Here is a 20,623-nt window from a genome sequence, read left to right as displayed (position 1 = left end):
CGCGGCGCGGCGCGGTTCGCGCAGCGAAGGCGCTGGCGGGCCAGCGGCTGCGCCTGGCGGCGTGAGCCTGGGCGGCGGCAGCGGCGGTGAGCAGCCGCGCAGCTTTGCCTTTGGCAGCGGCAAAGGCGGCTACAGCTCGCAGGGCGCGAGCTCGACCGGTTTTGACCGCAACGGCGGCCGCGGGTATGGCGGCGGCAAGTCTGACGGCAAAGGCGGTCAGGGCGGCGGTGGCGGCCGGCGCAAGAAGACGTCCGGAAGCGGAGTCTTTATCGGTGAGGGCGCAGCTCCCGGCCCGGGTAATGGCGGCGGCGGACGCAAGCGGAAGAAGGGCGGCAGCGGCACGGCGGCTTTTGTCCGGAAGAAAAAGAAGTAGGCTTTTTGTACGCTGGTGAGAGATATCGTTTCAGATTCAGTGGAGCAGGGTGATATAATTACGGAAGCCTTGAATCCGTTGCAAGAGATGTCTGATGAGGCCTTAACCATCTTGCCAGCTGACCTGCTTGAAGTGCTTGATCCGCCTTGCTTTTGGCGGTTTCAGTTGATACAATGGACTTCTGGTAAACCGCTTCGGTGCTGCGTTTACTGGAAGTCTTTTTTACATCATGATGGTGATATATTTTGGAGCTAAGGAGTGATCAACATGGGTAAGAAAAGTGACGGGAAGGTTCTGGCCCAGAACAAAAAAGCTTCCCATGATTACTTCATTGAAGACACATATGAAGCCGGCATGGTGCTGACCGGTACGGAGATCAAGTCACTTCGTAACGGACGCGCGAATATCGGGGATGCTTTTGCTACGATTCGTAATGGCGAGATTCATGTTCACAACATGCACATTAGCCCGTTTGAGCAGGGGAACCGGAACAACCCGCTCGACCCGACACGCACACGGAAGCTGCTGCTGCACAAATCCCAGATTAACAAGCTGCTCGGCTTATCCAAGCAGGAAGGGTATTCAATTGTGCCGCTGAAGATATATGTCCGCAACGGCTATGCTAAGCTGCTGCTAGGTCTTGGCAGAGGTAAGAAGCAGTATGACAAGCGTGAGACGGCCGCCAAGCGGGATGCCCAGCGTGATATCCAGCGTGCACTGCGGGAGAAGCAGAAGGTGGCGCGGTAAGATTTGTGGTCATCTTGTTTCAGACATGATCATAGAGTGTAAACATAACCACCGGCAGTGGCAGCATTTAGCTGTGTTGCCTGCGAAATGTATATCATTTTGATAGATAATGTGATATACTATTTGATGTAAGACGAGCAATAAGATCATTGAAAACAAGCTTTGTGCTTCGTCATTCTTTCTTTGGAGGGAAAGAATGACATAATAGATTGATCAGTCTGCTTGGCTTGATCATCTTCAGCTCTAATCCTGCAATCCCTTTTTGTGTGAAACTTCGCTTAAATTGCGCAGTTCTCACCATATTAAGGGGGCGTTCTTGGATTCGACGGGGATAGTTCGGGCATGAGTAGCGGGTAGTGGGGACGCGTCCACTTCATCAACGCTAAAGCCTATTAAACGGCAAACAACAAAACAACTACGCTTTCGCAGCTTAATAACCTGTGAGCGTGCTCTCGCTCTGTATCGCCCATGTACCGGGATGAGGGCTCAACTTTAGTGGGATACGCTGTCTAGTCTCCGCCTGGGGCTAGCTGAAGAAGACAATCAGGCTGACCCAACGTATAGCCGGTTACGGGGCGATACTCGGGTGACATCAAATCCGTGACTACACCCGTAGAAGCTTGTGTTGTCGTTATCTTCGGACAGGGGTTCGACTCCCCTCGCCTCCATTAAAGTTCATAAAAACCACCAACCCGTTCTGGTTGGTGGTTTTTTGTTTGTGATATAATAATCATAAATTTGGATTGGAGGACTCAAAATGTTGAATAATCGAGAACAGCTCCAAGAAATTTTAAAAAAAGCGAACCAACATGCACTGAAGCAAGCAAAAGAATCGGGAGCTTCTATTTACTATATAAAAAATAACAAACGCGTTCGTGAAGATGCCGAAGGAAATAAATTTGAAATTATTTTTGATGCTTCAGGAAAGCGGCAGGAATTTGAGTACCATGAGTGAAAGCGAATCAGTTATGACTGTGTTTGCTGGAACTAACGGAGCAGGAAAGAGTACACTCAGCATGCAAATGAGAGAGTGGCTTGGTGAACTGGTTGATCCTGATCAGATTGCAAGGGAGTTAAAGCCAGAGTATCCGCGTAGTGCTGACCTTTCTGCTGGCATTTGTACTGAAACATATGCAAATTGCTAAAGAAAACCGTTACAAAATTATTGTGTATTATATCGGCCTTCAAGATGTCCAAATGCATATAGACCGTGTAGCATCCCGTGTTCAGCAAGGGGGACATTGGATTGCTGAAGAAGACATTCGTTATCGATATGGTCATTCATTGCAGAACCTTAAACCTGCTTTAGCCATCGCAGACCAAGTTATCATAATTGATAATACATACAAACCTCTAATTATTGCGGAAATCACGCAGGATAAATTGATCTATCGCATCGACTCGATACCTGCTTGGTGTAAGCCTGTTCTCGTTAAGTACGAATGAAAGCGTGACATTAAAACCGTGACTATACCCAGTTCGATTCCTGTCGCCTCCATACATACTAAAGGTATTATCCCCTTCAATAAGTATCCTTAAATTAAGAGACCGTGTCTCTGTGTATGCCGATTTTTAGTGGATTATGAAACACCTCAAATAACCCTCACCCTGCTGAAAACACCTCAGAACTGTCATCCGTTTAAACCGACCCTACCATCAAGATCCTAATAATACATTAACTAAAATTATATCAGAGCAAGCAGAGATAAAATAGGCGGACATAACCAACAAGCAGCTATTTCTAGCTAAGTTCAAGCTGATGAGTGATTTATAATGAACACCAACATGGAGGAAATCATGCCATATCCAATTGAAGAAAAGTTTGTTGTTGCAGTTGCTTCTAGTGCCCTGTTTAATCTTGAGGAATCGGATAAAGTCTTTAAAGAAAAAAGCGAAGAAGAGTATCGAAAGTACCAACGAGAAAACGAGGCGTTAGTTCTTGAACCTGGCGTTGCCTTTCCGTTGATTAAGCGTTTACTGATGATTAACGGACACGATCCCAGTGATCAGCCGGTTGAGGTTGTCTTAATGTCTAGGAACGATCCGGATACGGGCCTTCGCGTGTTCAAGTCGATCGAACATTATGGGCTTTCAATTTCGCGGGCAGCATTTGTTGCAGGCGGTAATTCATTTGTCTATTGCCACGGCAAGGAATACACCTGCTCATGAACGTGTAGTTACAACTCTAATTATGCTGGGGATCAGAGTTGATGAGGCATTTTTCTCAGGAGGGATCGATAAAGGGAGGGTGTTGAAGGTTCTTCGCCCCCATATATTCTTTGATGACCAGGTAAGTCACATTGAAGGTGTATCCAGTGTCTCTCCTTCAGCTCACGTACCATTCGGGGTCACAAATATGAATCAAGCCGTATCGCCATCTCCTAAGGTAACCAATTCATAAACTCGAGGGATGGAGGATCTTACTTGGAAATATTGTGGAATGACAAGAATCAAAACTTAGCAGATGTATTTAAAAAAGAAAAAATACACAGCTGCTTAATCAGCAGAGGCAGTCACATTATTTTTGAATACTATAAAAATAAAAAGCAGCATAGCAATTTACATAAAATCAATTCTTGTACCAAAAGCATAGCTTCTTCATTAATTGGCATTGCCTGTGATAAGGGGTTTATTTCAAATCTCTCAACCCCGATTGTTGAATATTTTCCAACACTGGCGAACGATTCTGATCGTAGAAAGAGTACGATTACCATTGATCATCTGCTAACGATGAGTGCAGGTTTTAATTGGCCAGAGATGGGAGAATGGGGTGGTTGGCCGCAAATGATTCACAGCTCTAATTGGGTCAATTATGTTTTGGAAAGACCATTAACACATGCCCCGGGCGAGCAAATGAATTATAACTCGGGCTGCAGCCATTTATTAATGGCGATACTCCAAAAAACAACAGGAACAAGTGCTCAGGAGTTTGCTAATGACCACTTATTTTCAAAGCTAAAATTTCGTGATTATATTTGGCATAAGGACCCGCAGGGGATTCATATAGGCGGCTTTGGGATTCATCTTACCATCCATGACATGCATAAAATGGGTCAATTGTTTCTGAATAATGGCAGGTGGGCGGGAAAGCAGTTAATTCGAGGCGAATGGGTTGAATTAACAACGAAGCCTGCCTTTCTAACGTATGAGTATTTTGGTCACTATGGCCGTCATTGGTGGTCTTCGGCTGCTTCTAAGGATGAAAAATTTTATTTTGCCATGGGTATGGGCGGACAATATATTTGTGTGATGCCGTCGAGAGACATGATCGTCACTATTACAAGTGATACAAAAGGCAACACGCTGACACCGCTTCATGTAATCAAATGTATATTAAACGATGATGCGTCAGCTTGTTATAAATGATACTGGGACTACAATGTGGGATGACCGATGTTAGTACGGATATTCCTTTGTAATAGCTGATAATAATTTTGTCGCTATGGATGGCGTCGTTTCTTCAACATATGTGATATCCAGATCCTTAAATGTGATACTAACGATCTTACTTAAATTTAGTAGATTGTTGATTGAATTGTACTCCGTCTCATTTAGAACAACCAGTTCTTTGTCTTCCTTTTTACTCCACCACTCAGTATTGTTAAGTGGAACCAGCATATACAATTTTGAAGGGTTAAGAATCTTTGAATTCTCTTCCAATTTTAATGAGTAGGAGATATCAGCATAAGTCTCAATTAACTTAGCTTCTTCTTCATAAATATCCAGTAATTCTCTTACGGTGAATTCGTGAGAACCATCGACGTGGTTGATGATATTTAACGCAGCATCATTCATTGAATTCATGGATTGATTTAAAAAATATGAGCTGGCATACTTGTACTCTTGAATATACTTATCATTAATAAAAAACAATAAAATAAATATAGAGACAATTGATATCCCAATAATTGTGACTTTAGATTTATTCATATTTAGTAGAGACGACCCTCCTTTAACACTAGCTGGATCCGCTGGATCTGCAAAAACACTTGGCTTTTTTCCTAGTCCTCAAACTATAACTAAGGCTAAATTCGATCTTCGTTCGATTCCCCAAAAATAGAGTTGCCCTCGGTCACGCTTTGACGGATATGAGCGATCAAGGCTTCTTGATCCATTTGCATATCACGAACCCACGCATAGTTAGCCGCAGTCTTTGGTTCATTTCTTGCACCCCAAGCAGACAGTTCAAGCAAGATGGGAATGAGCTCCAATCCCTTCTCCGATAACGAGTACAGATCTTTTCGCATATCCGTTGGATGAGGTCCTTTCACAATAACTCCATTTTCGGTCAAATGAGCAAGCCTGCTGGTCAGGATATTGCGCGCGATTCCTTCATCTGATGCGAGAAATTCACCGAATGTTTTTTTGCCTGCAAACAGAATATCCCGGATAATCAGCAGCGACCACGAGTCGCCAAACACTTGAAGGGAATAATTGATGGGACAATCGGAGCGAAGTACTTTCGAAATTTCAGTCATAACAAATCCCCTTGACTATTAAATTTGGTTAAATTATACTGCAGTCAGTTGCGAAATGCAACTGAAATTGGAATTGAAGAGAGGAGAATCAGCTGATGAAATTCATGTTCATTTATCGTGGAGGGGACGTGCCTCCGGAGAAAACCCAGGAGAATGTCGAGCATTTATGGAAATGGATCGGTGATCTGAAATCACAGGGTTATGAGACACAGGGATTCGCAGGTTATGGACGGCACACTGTAACTTCGGAAGGGGTGACCGACAACTCTGGTGATGTATTCGGGATTTCCATTATCGAGGCTGACTCCATGGAAGCGGCTCTCACACTGACGAAGAACTGGCCGGAGCTTCAATATGGCGGAAAAATTGAGGTTTTTGAATCACTGAGCGTTTGATTAAAATCTTTCTCATCATAACCGCCCCTATCCGCAAGTGGATGGGGCTTTTACTCATTGCTGTATGCTTGCATGCAGGTCACCCAAAAGTTGATGAAAAAAATCAAAAGCATTATATCAAAACATGGTAATTTATTTACAAGGGAGGTGCAGCATGGGGGCGAATGATCGTGAATACAGAAGTGCAATCAATAAATCGCTGCTGTTAATTGAGCGAAAACTCACACAATCTATAGAACATGAGGATCTGGCGAAGGAAGGGAGATTCTCCAAGGCTCATTTTTATCGCATCTTTCAAACTGTCATTGGAATTACAGCAGGCAGTTATATTCGCAGCAGAAGACTAGCAAAAGCGGCCGCAGAGCTTGCACACTCGAATAGCAGAGTGCTGGATATTGCGCTTAAGTATCATTTCCAGTCGCAGGAGGCATTCACGAGAGCGTTTAAGAAGGTTTACGGAATTACTCCGGGAAACTATAGAACCTATTCACGGACACTAATCCAAAAGAGAGAGGGTATCCCTATGAATAATACAGCACCAAAAGGGTGGAGCATTACAGGCTCCCGTATTGAGGAATATGTAGTTTCGACCGATAAGGAAGAGGCTCACCTGGGTAAATGCTCTGTACGTCTTGAATCGGTTGGAAAAGCAAAACAAGATGCCTTTGTCACCTTGATGCAGATGTGCAGCGCGGATCCATATATAGGCAGGAGAATTCGACTTACCGCCTTCGTTAAGTCAGAAGAGGTCAAAGGGTGGGCGGGTCTGTGGATGCGAATAGATCGCAAAAGCGGCGATATGCTGAAGTTTGATAATATGCAGGACAGATCGATAACAGGAACCCGTGACTGGAACCTATATGCCGTCGTACTAGACGTTCCCGAGTCCAGCCATGCCGTTGCATTTGGGGTGCTGCTTTGCGGCCGGGGTAAAGCGTGGGTGGATAATTTCAAAATTGAAATCGTAGATGACAAAACGCCTGTGACAGGAAACAATGCCGAAGAGGAACTGCCGAAGGAACCGGTGAACCTTGATTTTGAAGCGAGTTAAGAAGATTGGAGCTCGGTGATTCTTATTTGAAAGAAGGTATAAGAGGAGGTGCAAGATTGAAAAAGATATTTAAGACTTGGATCATTCTCACTTCCCTGCTCTCGATCTTTGGTATTACGATGTTCTGGCCAAGATATGCAGACAATGAATTCCCTTTGTTTTCTGATATCTCTATGATTTTAGTGTTTTTACCGAGCTTCTTTATTTTGTTTTTTTCAATATTGTCATTCTTGATGAATCAATGGCTCGTGAGCAAGGTGACAATTAAGTTTTGCATCAGTGCAGTAATGTACTGTCTTTCTTATCTTTCGTTGTATGCTATGTTTGATGATATTTGGAGCGTCAATGTGAGATTACTATGTATCTCTCTAACTTCATTGGCGGGTCTCATTCATTACATGATTTCATATGGATTAGCGATTAAAAGTATCAAAAATAGCTGATCAGATGTATTATTACTTCGCATTAAGCCAAAGGATTTGCTAAGACAGTCTAATTTAAAAATGCAAATACAAAAAGCAACGAGAGAGCAGGTTCTCATCGCTTTTTCGTTAGGTAGTGGATTGCTGTATTCTATATTTCAGATATCGTGATGCAGTGAGTTTTGATGATCGACGCTGCTTGTTGACGGTCAAATTGATGATTGACCATATCCACGGTGAAATTCTCTGCCTTTTTCGTATGATAGAAAGTACCCTTAATGGACAGGAGAAGAGCGATGGAACGAAAGGTCACTAAATTCGGAAACAGTCTAGGGATAACGATGACGAATGCTTTGAAGCAAATTGGGTTGGATCAAGGCGATATCGTCAGTATAGACGTCTGCCAGGATACGAAAGAAATCATAATAAAAAAGTCAACCAAGGTTGCATTGTCTGAAGGAGTCAGCGCAGACTTTACGGATACATTGACAGAAGTCATGGAGAAATACGATCATACGCTGCGAGGGCTTAAAGACAGATGACCTCCGGTCGCTATTTAACCTTACATGAAGTAATAGCTGTTAATATAGCTATGATACAACGATATTGTCCAGGTGAACATATAGGTGTCAAAGAACCTGAATTACTCGAATCCGTTGTACATCATATTCAATGGTTAGAACAATTATACAATTTTACATACTTGATTCAACCAATTTTTAGTAGTTAATCTGTCCCCTTGCTCACACCCTGTGTCTACCCATTTAAACCCCGAAAAATGAGGAATATAGGAAACCCCTGATGATAACAAAAGCCCCCGTTAACTTGCCTCTCCTGTGGAGAAGTAAGTTAACGGGGGGCTTGTTTAACGCTGTGGTGTATCGTTATGTCTCCCTGGGTGTATCGGCGGCCATGTTTTTACGGTAGTCGCTGGGGCTTACACCGACTTGCTTTTTGAACGCCCGGCCGAATGACAGCGGAATATCATAACCTACGCGGGCGGCTATTTCGTTAATGGAGCAATTGGTAGAGAGGAGCAGCTCCTTTGCATGCTGGATGCGCAGATCCATCACGAAGTCGGCAAAATTAATGCCCAGCTGTTCCTTGAACAGCTGACTGACATATTTGCTGTTAAGCTTGAACCGTTCGCTAATGAGATGGAGGGACAACTCAGGATCGTTATAGTTATCCTCGATAAACGCCCGAATGCTGTGAATCGTCAAGGAAGTATCCTTGGACTGGACATGCGCCAGGTAGCTGTCGTAGGCACCCAGCAGCAGCTCCAGCAGGCGCGGAACAATATCGCCCATGTATTCTAAGCTCATCAGGCTGTCCCATTCCGGCAGGAGCTGCTGCTTCCACTGCTCCTGCAGCGGCTGCGGCAGCTGGTCCAGCACCTGCTCCAGTAAGCTCTTGAAATAGTGCAGCAGATGGAGATTCTCCTCATTGGTCAGCACCTCGTGCTGCAGGGATGACAGCAGCTGTTGCAGGCGCTCTTTCCAATCGGCATGACCGAGGCGGAAATCATGCACGAGTGCATTCATCTCCTGATAGTACAGGTGAATATTGCTGCTCCTCTGTGAAATTGTCTCGCTGTAGGACAGCGTGCGGTTAGAACCGCGGGACATCTTGAAGTGCAGAGCCTCCACCGCTTCATTATAGGAACGGTGCAGCTCATTCCATCGTTCCGCCTGTTCGCCAAGACCAATCGTCACGGTCAGGCGCAGGTTGACCGCTACCCATACTCTGAATTTCTCCAGACGCGCCAGCCACTCCTCGTGCTGCTCAGCCGAAGCGGCAAAGTGAATGACCGACATCCGGTTAAGCCGGGTCCACTCGGGCCACAGTGAAGATAACTCATGAAAATATTCATGCAGTACATTGCTCATCGCAAACTTAATGAGGCCTTGATCGTAAGCCTTCTTATACTTCTCCTCGAAAGCAGCATAATGATCGATCTCGATAATGGTGACCGCAGCAAACGGAAAGCTCGCAGGATAACCAAAGCGATCCGATATTTCCTGCCACTTGTCCTCGTCAAAGCTGTCCGGATGCTCTAAAATGTCAAGGAACCACTGCTTGCGCTTCTGCTGATTTGCTTCCTGCACTTCAGCCTCATACTGCATATTTTCATCGTTCAATCGTTCGATTGCCTTCTGAATAAACGAGAACTCGTCGGTAGGAAGCCCTTTCTCCGCCACGCGCTTGTCGGGAAACGATTGAATCTGCTGAATAATATTTTCAATAGGACGATAATTACGCTTCGTGATAAACAAGGTGTAGAAGAAACTAATCACGATGCACAGTACACCCAGGCCAATCCAGATCCGGGAGATCGCCTGCAGGGAGTCGAAAGACACGCGACTTTGAATACCGCTCTCAAATTTCCATTGTAAATACCGGGAAGAGATCGTATTCATGACAGCTTGCCGATCTGGGGTTGGCGAAGTATACACCACCTGATCCTCGCCGGCCGTGATATGAAGATACGTCGTGTTGGGATCGATCATCTGGCCAATATTTTTCAGAAGGACATTCATTGACACATTAATGACGATTAAGCCCTCGTTGCCCATGGGCAGCTGTGTCCGCTTATGCAGAGAGATGACGGGAACATTTTGCTGCTCTGTACCTGTGCTGTCCTTGTATATTCTCGGCAGGGACCAGCTGCGGCCCACACTGGGCTGCTGCGCCAGACTCATAATATAGGCCTGGTCGCCGAAATCTTTTAACGGCTCAAAAGCATTCATAGACAGCACCATACCATCCTTGATCCGGTACAAATAGATTGAGTGGATGACGGGATATTCGGTCACTAGCTGTCTAAGACTCTTATTCGCTTCAAAGTTAATTAGTCGGTTCGTTCCGGTACCTTTCCATTCAAAGAAATAATATAAGGCGTCTCCGAAGCGCAGTTCCTCCAGTATACGGCGCTCTACAGACTTGAGCGGCGTCTCCAGCGAATCCACGATAGATTTGGTGGAATAATGGTTTGTGCGCTTGGCTTCCTCCAGTGAAATTTCGCTCACGACGAAAATGGCCGCCAGCACGATGACCGCGATCGTCAAATAGAGTGTCGGCAAATACGAGAGGATCGTCTTTTTATACCACTTTTTCTTCAGAGACATGCCATCATCCCTTCAATTATCCCTTGACTGAACCTAGTGTTAAACCACTGACGAAGTACCTCTGCAGCCATGGATAAACGATAAGGATTGGAACCGTAGCAAACATAATGCTCGCCGCCTTCAGACTTTCGGGTAAATATTTAACTGCTGCTGCATTGGTGCCTTCAGACAAGGTAACTTCTGATATCATGTTGTTCATAACCATTTGGTAGAGCTTGAGCTGGAGCGGATATAAATCCTGATCGGTAATAAAGAACAGGGCGTCGCGGAATCCGTTCCACCGTCCGACCGCATAGAACAGGCTAAGCGTAGCCAGAACGGGGAGGGAGAGCGGCAGTATAATCCGGAACAGCTTGCCGAAATCACTGCAGCCGTCAATCTCCGCAGCTTCATTCAAGCTTTCAGGAATGGTGGAACGGAAGAATGTAATCATAATAATCATATAGAACGGACTTATCAAGCCCGGCAGGATCAGAACGGACATCGTATCCAGAATGTTCAGCGATTTAATAAGCAAATATTCAGGAATAAGACCGCCGCCGAAAAACATCGTGAACACGATAATAAACATAAACAGGTTGCGTCCCTTCAGGTTCGCGTAGGACAGAGCATAAGCTGCCATCGTGGTCATAATCATCGCAGATGCAGTAAAGACTGCCGTCAGCATAATGGTGAACAGCATGGAACGGATCATACTATTGTCGGATAGAACGCGGGCATACGCCTCGAAATTCAATTCGACCGGAAATATGGTTACCTTACCGGACATGATCGGCCCGGTACCACTCAGGGAAATCGATAAAATATGCAGAAATGGTGCCAGGCAAATGACAACACCCAGCAATATAATCATGGTATTAATCACATCAAAAGTAGAAAATTTCATCTTTTTTTCCATTCTCAGCACTCCCTTCCGTCAACCGCCAAGCTAGAATATGCCTTCATCGGTCGTTTTCTTAGATAAGTAATTGGCCCCCAAAATAAACACAAGCCCTACGATTGCCTGAAACAGGCCGACCGCTGTAGCAATGGAGAATTGACCACTCTCCAGACCGATTCGATAGATGTAGGTGCTCAGCACATCGGAGAAATCGCGCACCATTACATTACCGATGATATAAGGCCGATCGAAACCAATGTCTACCATATCGCCGATCTTCAGAATGAGCAGCACGATAATGGTCGTACGTATACCAGGAAGTGTAATGTGCCAGATTTTTCTTAAACGACTCGCTCCATCTACGTCGGCAGCTTCGTATAATTCCTTGTTAATGCCTGTAATGGCTGCCAGATAGATAATGCTTCCCCAGCCGACCCCTTGCCAAATACCCACACTGGTGTAGGTGGCCAGCCAGTGAAATTTATCAGACAAGAACGGGAATGGACCCAGTCCTATTTCCTTCAACACCAAGTTTACAATGCCATAATTCGTAGAGAACACCTGATATACCATACCGCCGATGATGACCCAGGAGATAAAATGCGGCAGATACAGGAGTGTCTGCGATACCTTCTTAAACATTTTCATCCGCAGCTCATTGAGACAGATCGCCAATATAATCGGAGCTGGAAAGCCAAATACCAAATCAAGTCCATTCAGCAGAAACGTATTGCGCAGTGCGGTATAGAAGCCTTGCTGTGAAAAAATGCTCTTAAACACATCAAGCCCCACCCATTCGCTGCCGGCAATGCCCTTGAACACATTGAATTCCTTGAAAGCGATTGTGATTCCGTAAATAGGCAGGTATTTAAAAACAATAAAAAATGTCATCGGAAGAATAAGCATGACATAGAGCTGCCAGCGTCGGAACAAAAATGAACGGGACATTCTCTTCTCACTCCTTCTCAGTTGCTTGTTGAATAAAAGACAGGCGGGATCGGCATTTCCTGCATCCCGCCCGTCGATAGTTCACCTGTTTTATTTCATTGCTTCGTATGCAGCTTTACGTTCTGCAAAAACCTCGTTGCCAGCAGTGTCCATGAAGTCCTTGATCGCCGCATCATAGGTTTTATCAAAATTAGCTTCGGAGCTCATGATGGATTTAACGAGCAATTCTTCATATTTCTCCAGCATGACAACCGAGTATTTCGCTTCGCTATCCAGCGGCTTATCGAAGGCGATCGGCTGCTGTACGGCATCCTTGTCCGAGAACTCCATAGACTGCTTAGCCATCTCACGATGCTTTTCCTGTACCATCCGCGCCATGTATTCTCTGTTCTTCTCAGCAGAGCCAAAGTCGATGCCATTGGTAACGATCAGCATATCTCCGGAGTTATACAGCAGTTTAGCGCCTACATCACCATCTTTGCCGACAGGGAAACCGTCGACCATATCAAAGTGCACGCCTTCTTCACCGAAGGCCATAAATTGAATCACTTCATCCTGAGCCATCCAGTTCAAATATTTGATGGCTTCCGCCGACCGTTCACTGAAGGAAGGAACCATGATATACATCCCAGCTGGCGTATAAGCCGGCTGTCTGCTTTTGCCTTCAAAGTCTGTGAATGGCAATAAAGGAACAACAGAAGCATCAGGAACGTTCTTCTCCAGCATAGCGACGGTTGATGATTCCCCGCCGAATGCCGTGCCTGTATCAAAGGTAAACAGGCCGGAGTGACCATTTACAAAGTTTTCTGTCTTTTTCTTCTTGTCTTTATCTAATGCAAAGTCAGGATCAAGCAGGCCTTCGTTGTACAGCTTATTAAGGAACTGAACCCCTTCCTTGTGACCATCCATCAGAATCGGATATTCACGGGAGCCGATCGTAACCGAGCGCAGATAACGTGCTTCATCCGATTGTTCTTTAATAAAGGACCAGATGACAGGCTCATAGGAATCTGGTGCTAAAGCGAAAGCAAACGGTATCGTGCGGTCACCGCCCAATTTGTTATCTTTAAATGCTTTCAGTGTTTCATAGGTTTCCTCTGTTGTAGTCGGAACCGGCATATTCAACTGATCCAGCCAGTCCTGGCGGATGATGCTGGAATACTTCTGAAGGTGTACCCGTCTAGCCACAACCGCAAATTGCGATCCGTCAAACACACCGTACTGGAGCGAATCCTTCAAATACTCCTTTAATTGCGGGCCGTGCTCGTCAATCGCGCTTGCAAGATCAGTCAGACCGCCTTGCTTCGCCCAGCTGTAGGCAGCGCCCTGATTATAGGTGAAAATAACATCCGGCGCCGTTCCTGCGGCCATCAGTACATTAAGATTGTTGATTTCTTCACTGCGGGGAATGGCAACAAATTCAACATCGATGTTGTTGGGGTCACCGAAATTCTCCTGAACATACTTTGTCATTTCATTGTTGGTTACCGTCACACCTTCGGGTGAATTACCGCGATCAAAAACCTCAACCTTCAGCGTAACTCTGTCTTTGTTGTTACCGCTGTCTTTCTTGTCACTGCCCTCGGCCGGAGCAGCTCCATTGCCGCCACCCGAATTGCCGCATCCTGCGACGATGGCCATGCACAGCACGAGAATAAATACCGGGTAACCCACTCTTTTAAGCGTTTTCATTTCTTGACCTCCCTGTGTCATTTGGTTCAGGTTGTATGCATCCTGTTGCCCTTTGAGCATAGTTGAGCATCCTATTAAGGGTCAATATACATGATTCCTTATACCATGCATTTATCTATGTTGGCACTAAAAACCTTATAGCTATGGGAAAAACAGGGGTTTTCGATTGTATAAAGCGCATGTAGTAATCCTTTTTAAACAAGAGAAGGAAGGGAAAATCCAGAGGAGCAGCTGAGAAGAAAAACTTGCGCTTTTTAAGATAGTCTTGACACAAACTTCACTAGTATGTAATACTATATACCAGTAGTCGTTATTACTTATTACCTGTAATACAGAGTACCTTATGAATTCATATGAATGGAGAGAAAATTTTGGACAATATTACAGAAATGCTGAAAGGAGTGCTCGAGGGTTGTGTGCTTGAAATCATCAGCCGCGGCGAAACGTATGGCTATGAAATTACGCAGCAGCTGCGAAACCTTGGCTTCGCTGATGTTGTTGAGGGCACGGTCTACACGATCACGATGCGGCTTGAGAAGAATAATCTGGTGAATATCGAGAAGAAGCCGTCCAACCTGGGTCCGCCAAGAAAATTCTATACACTGAATGCGGCGGGTCAAGAGCATCTCATTTTGTTTTGGGAAAAATGGGATTTCATATCGAACAAACTTTACCAACTTAAAAGGGGAGAAGAAGCATGAGCTTTATTGAAAAAATGATCGGCAGCCTGAACGACAAACGGGAATGGAAGGCATTGGAGGCGCGTGCAAAGCAGCTTCCAAGCGAATACCGTAGTGCTTACAAGGCGATCCAAAAATATATATGGACTGCCGGTGGTGCTCCCGCCGACTGGGAGGGTACGAACCGGATCTTTACTGGCTTGCTCGAGCTCTTCGAAGAAGGAGCAGCCGCAGGCAGGACAGTGACTGATCTTACCGGAGACGATGTAGCGGCCTTCTGCGATGACCTGGTGAAGGATGAGCCGAGCTGGATTGATAAGTACCGCCGGAAATTGAACGATACGATTGGACGCGGCTGACCAGCCTTCATATATGAAGGCTCCTGTCTATGCGCTTCTTCAATTTTCTTCTACAAAAGCTCTAGCGCGCTCTGCCTGCTTGCGGAACGCATCTCCGCTTCCACGATTTCGAGCGATTCTGCTGCACTCTCAGGTGTGCAGATGGAGATGGGCTCCCCATTTCGGACGGCTTCAAGAAAATAACGGATTTCCCGGTAATAGCCCGAATCCTTAGGTAAGTCAGCGACAAAGCCGGGGCCTTCGTTCGGATTCACCTTCAGCTGGTTATTCTGAAAAGTCAGATTCCCCCTTTCGAAATTGACACGAAACGTCATCGAAAAGCCAAAGTCACCCTTAAGCGTCCAATCTGCCTGTGCATTCAGCACTTTGCCGTCAGGATACATATAGTGTGTGGATACGATGTCGTAGGCGCTGCCGGGAACGACGTTTTGGGCGAGTGAGGATACGGCATGCGGTTTGCCGAACAGCCAGTTGATCATGTCGGTATCATGAATATGCATGTCCAGCATACAGCCGCCGCTAAGCTCAGCGTCTCTGTACCAGCCGGGCGGCGTGGTACCCCCTCGGAATAAATAACCGGAGGTAACCTTTCCGTATCGCTCGTCGACCACACACTCTTTTAAAAATTCATAAGCGGGCCAGAAACGCAGGCACTGGGCGATCATCAGTGTTTTTCCGGTCTGTTGTGCCGTCTCTGCCATCCGGTAAGCTTCCTCGGAAGTCCGCGCAATCGGCTTTTCACATAAGACATGGATGCCGCGTTTGAGCAGCGAGATGGCCACCTCGGCATGAAGATACGTAGGCAGGGTAATGTCCACCACATCCAGCTCTTCATGACTCAGCATGGTGTCGATATCCTCATACAGCCGGTAAGGCGTAAGATCATACACCTGTCGTTCGGTTGCGATATTGCCTGCAGCCGTGTCATTCTCCATCTCATGAATCCGGGTGTCGCACACAGCGATAAGCTGAATGTCCGCGCCTTCCTTCATTAATCTAATATAGTTATCCATATGCATACGTCCCATAAAACCAAATCCGATCAGACCTACCTTTAACATGGTTGAACCCTCCTGTTAAATATGAATATGTTTACTGCTGGCTGCGTCCTAAAATAACATCCAAGGCTGCTGACGTGTTATAGATAAGCTGCTCGGTATGATGGGTATACGAAGGAAGCATTTCCGCGGTGAGGTATCCGTCGTAACCGATGTCCCGCAGGGCTTGAACAACAGCCGGATAATTCACATCACCGGCCAGCAAATCCACGAAGCCATGCAGGCCTCCAGCTTTGCGGCGGTAGTCCTTCACATGTACTTTTTTGATCCGGGAGCCTAGAATGGAAATCCACTGCTCTGGAAAGCCGTGACTGACCACATTGCCTACGTCGAAATAGGAGCCGACATAATCAGAGCCCTGTTCGTCAATGAACTGCCGCAGCTCCAGCGGGGACAGCAGGAAATCATTCCACACATTTTCAATCGCGATGGACACGCCCGCGCTGGCAGCATAGGGTACCAGTTCAGCAATAGCTTCAGCCGCCCGTTCGTAAGCGATGTCGTATGGAACCACCTCGGATCCCGCGATAAAACTTACATGAACGGCACCCGGTATAACCAGAATGGCATCAACGCCGAATGCGGAGGCGAGCTCCAGCTGTTTCTTGCAGATGTCAATGGCTTTCTGCCGTTTGGATGGTTCCGCGCAGGTCATGGAGTAGTTCCAATATAGACCGGTTGCCAGCCCGGCAATTTCCATGCCGGCAGCATCCAGCTGAGATTGGATACAATAAATATCTTTGTCACTAGCCTGCAGTCCCAGCTCACCTTCGGTATTCAGCGACAGCTCAATCCCGTCAAAGCCAGCCCTGCTCGCAAGCTCGATACATGAGGCAGTGGTGCTTTCTTTTTTAAATGACCAGATATTGATGCCTTTTTTCACAGTGAGACACCTCGCTTTCATATACATTGTCTGATTCCGTTCTATTGTGCATGAACATGAGTTGAGATAATATCTATATGATAATGGAGAATGGTGCATGTTTCTTTAGAGGAAATCGTTATTCTTTGTACGATTCCGTTAAAATGGAACGAAGAGTGAGAAGGAGGCGAATAGCTGGATGTCCACGAAGAGCAATGAGTTTCCGAGGCAGCGTAAAGCTCTGTTTAGGGACTGGTCACCCAGCATCCATTACGCACAGATTCAACGCATGCCTGCAGGTAAGCTGGCAGCAAGGCGCATTTATGATTTTGAGCTGTTGTTCGTCGTTCAAGGCGAGGCGGCCACAACGATCCGTGGGGAGCGCTTATCCCTACCTGCGGGTCAATTGATTTTTTTACCTGCCGGGGTGGTTCACCAGAATGAAGCGGTGTCCAAGCCGGAAACCATATTTTTGGGAATACATTTTGACTTTTTTGATGAGCTGGAGATTCAGACAGAGGCCGATGTGATTGTGAATGAAGCCTACTTGCACCCGGAACGATTTGCACATGAGGCTGTCACGGATGATTTTCGTCCGCTCTCTAACCATCTCGTGTATACGCCGACACTGGAATGCGTGCAGTGGATGGAGCAGCTGGTGCATGAGTTTACAATGAGGCCGCTCGGTTATGAGCTGGCCTGCAAAGCGTTAATGATGAATATTCTGCTGCAGCTGATGCGTCTTCAGCACGAGCGATCACGGCCTTTGTCTTCGCCACATGACATCAGACTGCTGGAGCTGATTGAACAAATCGAACGCAGGCCTGCGCTTGCCTGGTCTAATGCCCTGATCGCCGAGAGGCTGAATCTGAGCACCGATCATGCGGCGAGAGTATTCAAAGGGTTTGCCGGGCTGCCGCCGAATGAGTTTATCCAGGCCGTCCGCCACCGGGAAGCACGCCGGCTCCTGCGGGAAAGTGATCTGACCATCGAACAAATTGCGGAACAGGTCGGTTACGCGGGCATCCACTATTTCAGCCGGCTGTTTCGCAGAGTGGAAGGGATATCGGCTTCAGAATACCGTAAACTGTCAAAGGTGCTTTAGCAGCAACGTAATTTCATACATAATTATTTCCCTGCTTGGTAATGATTCATAGATAAGGGACAAACCTGTACCCATCTTATGAAGGAGGAACATCAAGTGAAAAACAAATTGCTGCTGTTTATTCTCACATTGAGCTTGCTGATTGTACCATTCGGAGGCATGGTGAATGCCTCGGAGAAGAAGGATGTCGTGGATACGGCGGTAGAAGCAGGCCAATTTACGATCCTTGTCAAAGCGCTTGAGAAAGCGGGCTTGGTAGACACATTGAAAGGAAACGGTCCTTTTACCGTTTTTGCCCCGACCGATGAAGCTTTTACCGCACTGCTGAAGCAGCTGAACGTAACGCCGGAGCAGCTGCTTGAACGTCCGGATTTGAAAAATATTTTGCTCTACCATGTCGTTCCCGGCAAAGTATTATCCACTGATTTGAAGGATGGTATGAAGGTCAAGACGCTTGAAGGCAGCGAAGTGAGCATCTCCACCAATCCTGTCATGATCAACGACGCTAAGGTGGTAAAAGCGGATATTCCCGCATCAAATGGGGTTATCCATGTTATTGATAAGGTACTGCTGCCTCCGGCGAAGTAAACAAAACATGAGCGATGGAGAGAAATCTTTATCGCTCATAATTCAAGTAACACTTGATAATAATATTAGACCGTGCTATACTTAAGTAGTTATAAGTTATACCTGATCTCACATATTGCAGAGGGTTATAATTTTGATGATATAACCTTGTGCAATATGTGATTTTTTTTCGGGAAATCGAATGATCATGTAAAATGAAAAATATGGAGGTAATTGAACATGGAACAAGGTACAGTAAAATGGTTTAACGCAGACAAAGGTTTTGGTTTTATCGAGGTTGAAGGTGGAGACGACGTATTTGTACATTTCAGTGCAATCACTGGCGAAGGCTTCAAATCGCTGGACGAAGGACAACGCGTTGAGTTCAACGTAGTACAAGGCAACCGCGGTCCACAAGCCGAGAACGTTGTAAAACTGTAAATTAGTTTTAGAAAGTCCCAAACCTTGTGTTGGGACTTTTTTTTCGCTCATAATTCCCCTAAGAGAAAGAAGGATGCTGCTTGTACTTTTCACGGAAACGATTGATGGTGGATCTTCCAGAGGAAATGACGTCGTTGTGGTCATGCACCAATGAATTGTGCAACGGATGGATGAGAGATAACTTTGTGTTTTCAGTTCAACCGGTATGCGGTCAGTGTAATTCTTTAATGGAAAAAGGCGAGAAAATGCTTACAATTGTAGCGAATACAAGTCCTAATCAGACGAAGCGCTAAATAAAAAAAGTCTATGTGGCATGGGGTTCAGCTATTTGATGCCCATTTGTTCACATTTCGTCCAACCTTAACGGGTTGGGCTTTTTTTTATGCACAAAAATCGACACGTTACCCGGCTATTGGTTTAATACATTCTTAAATGTTCAAACTGAGGATAGGTTCTACATTAGAAGAAGGAGCGTGAAGGATGACTTATCTATTGCTGCTTGTGGGGTTCGGTTTGTTAATTGTCGGAGCTAACTATTTTGTAGAAGGAGCTTCCAAAATAGCGACACTGCTCCGCGTATCCCCCATGCTGATCGGTTTGACCATTGTGGCTTTCGGCACCAGTTCACCTGAAGCCACAGTTAGTATTATTGCTGCTCTCAACGGCAGTGAAGGAGTAGCGCTGGGAAACGTTGTCGGCAGCAATGTATTTAACACCACGCTGATCCTTGGACTGACTGCGTTAGTTATCGTCATTAAGGTGCAGAGTGAAACGATCAAAAAGGAAATCCCGTTTACACTTCTGGCAAGTGTCGTTCTGCTCATCCTGGTCAGCGATGTATCCCTGCAGGGGATGGATACGAACACAGTGACAAGAGGGGATGGCTTGATTCTGTTGTCGTTCTTGGTCATTTTTCTGTATTACCTAATAGAAGTCGCAAGGAACAGCAGAGAGAGCAGTGCTGCGGAACACAACCCCGCTGACCGGCCGCCCTTGGGCAGGAATCTGATTTTTGGACTGGCGGGTCTAGGTGCTATTATTTACGGTGGTCATCTTGTCGTTCAAAACAGCACCATGATCGCTCTGCAGTGGGGAATGAGTGAAACGCTGGTGGGTCTGACGATTGTGGCTGCCGGTACATCCCTCCCAGAGCTTGTGACTTCTGTTGCAGCAGCTTTAAAAGGGGAAAATGAGATTGCGGTCGGGAACATTGTCGGCAGCAACATTTTTAATATTCTTTTTGTTTTGGGTTTGTCAGCAGTAATTTCACCCCTTCGTGTCGAGGGCAGCATGACCTTGGACATGCTTATTTTAATTGCAATTACCGTGATTTTGTTCGTCATGGCCAGGACCGGCAGCAAGATCAGCAGATTGGAAGGTTTATTCCTGACAGCCCTGTTTGCAGGGTATATGACTTTTATTATTATCCGAGGGTAA

23 protein-coding genes, 1 other RNA gene and 2 pseudogenes are annotated in these 20,623 nt (G+C 46.0%); 18 read left to right on the top strand and 8 right to left on the bottom strand.

All coding sequences use genetic code 11. The features are described from left to right. From HII30_RS17895 to HII30_RS17860, 8 genes and pseudogenes are all read left to right on the top strand, one after another. A pseudogene (locus HII30_RS17895) lies at nucleotides 1-373 on the top strand (ribonuclease R); the annotation flags it as partial. Nucleotides 374-640: 267 nt separating this feature from the next. Then, entirely contained in the window at nucleotides 641-1,120 is a 480-nt protein-coding gene (gene smpB / locus HII30_RS17885; RefSeq protein ID WP_169506404.1) for an SsrA-binding protein SmpB, read from the top strand. Between the two features lie 306 nt (nucleotides 1,121-1,426). Continuing rightward, nucleotides 1,427-1,791, top strand: a transfer-messenger RNA (tmRNA) gene (gene ssrA / locus HII30_RS17880). A gap of 86 nt (nucleotides 1,792-1,877) precedes the next feature. After that, on the top strand, nucleotides 1,878-2,075 hold the full coding sequence (locus HII30_RS17875) for a hypothetical protein (RefSeq protein WP_169506403.1): 198 nt from the start codon (nucleotides 1,878-1,880) through the stop codon (nucleotides 2,073-2,075). Beyond that, nucleotides 2,068-2,265 carry a dephospho-CoA kinase gene (locus HII30_RS21695; protein ID WP_246246652.1) on the top strand — a complete coding sequence of 66 codons (198 nt, stop codon included), beginning with the start codon at nucleotides 2,068-2,070 and terminating at the stop codon, nucleotides 2,263-2,265. The genes HII30_RS17875 and HII30_RS21695 overlap by 8 nt, the downstream gene beginning before the upstream one ends. After that, nucleotides 2,252-2,566 carry a hypothetical protein gene (locus tag HII30_RS21690; protein WP_246246651.1) on the top strand — a complete coding sequence of 105 codons (315 nt, stop codon included), beginning with the start codon at nucleotides 2,252-2,254 and terminating at the stop codon, nucleotides 2,564-2,566. Before HII30_RS21695 ends, HII30_RS21690 begins: the two co-directional genes overlap by 14 nt. 351 nt (nucleotides 2,567-2,917) lie before the next feature. After that, a pseudogene (locus HII30_RS17865) lies at nucleotides 2,918-3,521 on the top strand (5'-nucleotidase). Nucleotides 3,522-3,544: 23 nt separating this feature from the next. Continuing rightward, nucleotides 3,545-4,486 (top strand): serine hydrolase domain-containing protein, encoded by a 942-nt coding sequence (locus tag HII30_RS17860; RefSeq protein ID WP_169506402.1) that lies wholly within the window; start codon nucleotides 3,545-3,547, stop codon nucleotides 4,484-4,486. A gap of 30 nt (nucleotides 4,487-4,516) precedes the next feature. Here the strand turns inward: HII30_RS17860 and HII30_RS17855 are convergent, their stop codons facing one another. Together HII30_RS17855 and HII30_RS17850 are read right to left on the bottom strand one after the other, a co-directional pair. Further along, the gene (locus tag HII30_RS17855; RefSeq protein ID WP_169506401.1) at nucleotides 4,517-5,050 is read right to left on the bottom strand and encodes a hypothetical protein; all 534 of its coding nucleotides are present in this window, start codon (nucleotides 5,048-5,050) and stop codon (nucleotides 4,517-4,519) included. 95 nt (nucleotides 5,051-5,145) lie between these two features. Beyond that, nucleotides 5,146-5,598, bottom strand: a complete 453-nt coding sequence (locus tag HII30_RS17850) for a winged helix-turn-helix transcriptional regulator (protein ID WP_169506400.1) — start codon at nucleotides 5,596-5,598, stop codon at nucleotides 5,146-5,148. 95 nt (nucleotides 5,599-5,693) lie between these two features. On the opposite strand from HII30_RS17850, the gene HII30_RS17845 reads away from it, so the two are divergent. The 3 genes from HII30_RS17845 (at nucleotide 5,694) to HII30_RS17835 (ending at nucleotide 8,008) form a co-directional block, all read left to right on the top strand. Next, complete coding sequence (locus tag HII30_RS17845; RefSeq protein ID WP_169506399.1) at nucleotides 5,694-5,993, top strand: YciI family protein; 300 nt, start codon at nucleotides 5,694-5,696, stop codon at nucleotides 5,991-5,993. Between the two features lie 154 nt (nucleotides 5,994-6,147). Continuing rightward, on the top strand, nucleotides 6,148-7,044 hold the full coding sequence (locus HII30_RS17840; protein WP_169506398.1) for a helix-turn-helix transcriptional regulator: 897 nt from the start codon (nucleotides 6,148-6,150) through the stop codon (nucleotides 7,042-7,044). Nucleotides 7,045-7,762: 718 nt separating this feature from the next. Then, the gene (locus HII30_RS17835) at nucleotides 7,763-8,008 is read left to right on the top strand and encodes an AbrB/MazE/SpoVT family DNA-binding domain-containing protein (RefSeq protein WP_246246649.1); all 246 of its coding nucleotides are present in this window, start codon (nucleotides 7,763-7,765) and stop codon (nucleotides 8,006-8,008) included. Between the two features lie 342 nt (nucleotides 8,009-8,350). Here HII30_RS17835 and HII30_RS17830 read toward each other — a convergent pair whose 3' ends face one another. From HII30_RS17830 to HII30_RS17815, 4 genes are all read right to left on the bottom strand, one after another. Continuing rightward, nucleotides 8,351-10,594 (bottom strand): helix-turn-helix domain-containing protein, encoded by a 2,244-nt coding sequence (locus HII30_RS17830; protein ID WP_169506396.1) that lies wholly within the window; start codon nucleotides 10,592-10,594, stop codon nucleotides 8,351-8,353. Between the two features lie 16 nt (nucleotides 10,595-10,610). Then, nucleotides 10,611-11,492 carry a carbohydrate ABC transporter permease gene (locus HII30_RS17825; protein ID WP_169506395.1) on the bottom strand — a complete coding sequence of 294 codons (882 nt, stop codon included), beginning with the start codon at nucleotides 11,490-11,492 and terminating at the stop codon, nucleotides 10,611-10,613. 30 nt (nucleotides 11,493-11,522) lie between these two features. Next, on the bottom strand, nucleotides 11,523-12,422 hold the full coding sequence (locus HII30_RS17820; RefSeq protein WP_169506394.1) for an ABC transporter permease: 900 nt from the start codon (nucleotides 12,420-12,422) through the stop codon (nucleotides 11,523-11,525). A 90-nt stretch (nucleotides 12,423-12,512) separates the two neighbouring features. Beyond that, nucleotides 12,513-14,114 carry an extracellular solute-binding protein gene (locus tag HII30_RS17815; RefSeq protein WP_246246647.1) on the bottom strand — a complete coding sequence of 534 codons (1,602 nt, stop codon included), beginning with the start codon at nucleotides 14,112-14,114 and terminating at the stop codon, nucleotides 12,513-12,515. Nucleotides 14,115-14,485: 371 nt separating this feature from the next. On the opposite strand from HII30_RS17815, the gene HII30_RS17810 reads away from it, so the two are divergent. Continuing rightward, entirely contained in the window at nucleotides 14,486-14,815 is a 330-nt protein-coding gene (locus HII30_RS17810) for a PadR family transcriptional regulator (RefSeq protein WP_169506393.1), read from the top strand. Next, nucleotides 14,812-15,153: a DUF1048 domain-containing protein gene (locus HII30_RS17805; protein ID WP_169506392.1), complete on the top strand. Its 342-nt coding sequence runs from the start codon at nucleotides 14,812-14,814 to the stop codon at nucleotides 15,151-15,153. Before HII30_RS17810 ends, HII30_RS17805 begins: the two co-directional genes overlap by 4 nt. Before the next feature lie 50 nt (nucleotides 15,154-15,203). On the opposite strand, the gene HII30_RS17800 is transcribed toward HII30_RS17805, so the two are convergent. Both HII30_RS17800 and HII30_RS17795 read right to left on the bottom strand, forming a co-directional pair. Then, nucleotides 15,204-16,214 (bottom strand): Gfo/Idh/MocA family protein, encoded by a 1,011-nt coding sequence (locus tag HII30_RS17800; protein WP_169506391.1) that lies wholly within the window; start codon nucleotides 16,212-16,214, stop codon nucleotides 15,204-15,206. A 31-nt stretch (nucleotides 16,215-16,245) separates the two neighbouring features. Next, the gene (locus HII30_RS17795) at nucleotides 16,246-17,094 is read right to left on the bottom strand and encodes a TIM barrel protein (protein WP_169506390.1); all 849 of its coding nucleotides are present in this window, start codon (nucleotides 17,092-17,094) and stop codon (nucleotides 16,246-16,248) included. A 178-nt stretch (nucleotides 17,095-17,272) separates the two neighbouring features. On the opposite strand from HII30_RS17795, the gene HII30_RS17790 reads away from it, so the two are divergent. The 5 genes from HII30_RS17790 (at nucleotide 17,273) to HII30_RS17770 (ending at nucleotide 20,623) form a co-directional block, all read left to right on the top strand. Continuing rightward, nucleotides 17,273-18,178, top strand: coding sequence for an AraC family transcriptional regulator (locus HII30_RS17790; protein WP_169506389.1), 906 nt, complete (start codon nucleotides 17,273-17,275; stop codon nucleotides 18,176-18,178). A gap of 96 nt (nucleotides 18,179-18,274) precedes the next feature. Beyond that, complete coding sequence (locus HII30_RS17785; protein ID WP_343045124.1) at nucleotides 18,275-18,766, top strand: fasciclin domain-containing protein; 492 nt, start codon at nucleotides 18,275-18,277, stop codon at nucleotides 18,764-18,766. A 219-nt stretch (nucleotides 18,767-18,985) separates the two neighbouring features. Continuing rightward, nucleotides 18,986-19,186: a cold-shock protein gene (locus tag HII30_RS17780; RefSeq protein WP_169506388.1), complete on the top strand. Its 201-nt coding sequence runs from the start codon at nucleotides 18,986-18,988 to the stop codon at nucleotides 19,184-19,186. Between the two features lie 80 nt (nucleotides 19,187-19,266). After that, nucleotides 19,267-19,479, top strand: a complete 213-nt coding sequence (locus HII30_RS17775) for a cold-shock protein (protein ID WP_169506387.1) — start codon at nucleotides 19,267-19,269, stop codon at nucleotides 19,477-19,479. A gap of 187 nt (nucleotides 19,480-19,666) precedes the next feature. Then, nucleotides 19,667-20,623, top strand: coding sequence for a calcium/sodium antiporter (locus HII30_RS17770; RefSeq protein WP_169506386.1), 957 nt, complete (start codon nucleotides 19,667-19,669; stop codon nucleotides 20,621-20,623).

Source organism: Paenibacillus lemnae (assembly GCF_012933385.1).
In the GTDB taxonomy this organism is placed as follows: Bacteria; Bacillota; Bacilli; order Paenibacillales; family Paenibacillaceae; genus Paenibacillus_AQ; species Paenibacillus_AQ lemnae.
This window is presented reverse-complemented; position numbering and strand designations above follow the sequence as displayed.

Coding starts and splice junctions, on each gene's coding strand:
- HII30_RS17840 (WP_169506398.1), top strand. CDS start 6,148: ATGGGGGCGAATGATCGTGAATACAGAAGTGCAATCAATAAATCGCTG.
- HII30_RS17820 (WP_169506394.1), bottom strand. CDS start 12,422: ATGTCCCGTTCATTTTTGTTCCGACGCTGGCAGCTCTATGTCATGCTT.
- HII30_RS17815 (WP_246246647.1), bottom strand. CDS start 14,114: ATGAAAACGCTTAAAAGAGTGGGTTACCCGGTATTTATTCTCGTGCTG.
- HII30_RS17875 (WP_169506403.1), top strand. CDS start 1,878: ATGTTGAATAATCGAGAACAGCTCCAAGAAATTTTAAAAAAAGCGAAC.
- HII30_RS21690 (WP_246246651.1), top strand. CDS start 2,252: ATGCAAATTGCTAAAGAAAACCGTTACAAAATTATTGTGTATTATATC.
- smpB (WP_169506404.1), top strand. CDS start 641: ATGGGTAAGAAAAGTGACGGGAAGGTTCTGGCCCAGAACAAAAAAGCT.
- HII30_RS17805 (WP_169506392.1), top strand. CDS start 14,812: ATGAGCTTTATTGAAAAAATGATCGGCAGCCTGAACGACAAACGGGAA.
- HII30_RS17780 (WP_169506388.1), top strand. CDS start 18,986: ATGGAACAAGGTACAGTAAAATGGTTTAACGCAGACAAAGGTTTTGGT.
- HII30_RS17835 (WP_246246649.1), top strand. CDS start 7,763: ATGGAACGAAAGGTCACTAAATTCGGAAACAGTCTAGGGATAACGATG.
- HII30_RS17830 (WP_169506396.1), bottom strand. CDS start 10,594: ATGTCTCTGAAGAAAAAGTGGTATAAAAAGACGATCCTCTCGTATTTG.
- HII30_RS17800 (WP_169506391.1), bottom strand. CDS start 16,214: ATGTTAAAGGTAGGTCTGATCGGATTTGGTTTTATGGGACGTATGCAT.
- HII30_RS17825 (WP_169506395.1), bottom strand. CDS start 11,492: ATGGAAAAAAAGATGAAATTTTCTACTTTTGATGTGATTAATACCATG.
- HII30_RS17770 (WP_169506386.1), top strand. CDS start 19,667: ATGACTTATCTATTGCTGCTTGTGGGGTTCGGTTTGTTAATTGTCGGA.
- HII30_RS17855 (WP_169506401.1), bottom strand. CDS start 5,050: ATGAATAAATCTAAAGTCACAATTATTGGGATATCAATTGTCTCTATA.
- HII30_RS17845 (WP_169506399.1), top strand. CDS start 5,694: ATGAAATTCATGTTCATTTATCGTGGAGGGGACGTGCCTCCGGAGAAA.
- HII30_RS21695 (WP_246246652.1), top strand. CDS start 2,068: ATGAGTGAAAGCGAATCAGTTATGACTGTGTTTGCTGGAACTAACGGA.
- HII30_RS17850 (WP_169506400.1), bottom strand. CDS start 5,598: ATGACTGAAATTTCGAAAGTACTTCGCTCCGATTGTCCCATCAATTAT.
- HII30_RS17790 (WP_169506389.1), top strand. CDS start 17,273: ATGTCCACGAAGAGCAATGAGTTTCCGAGGCAGCGTAAAGCTCTGTTT.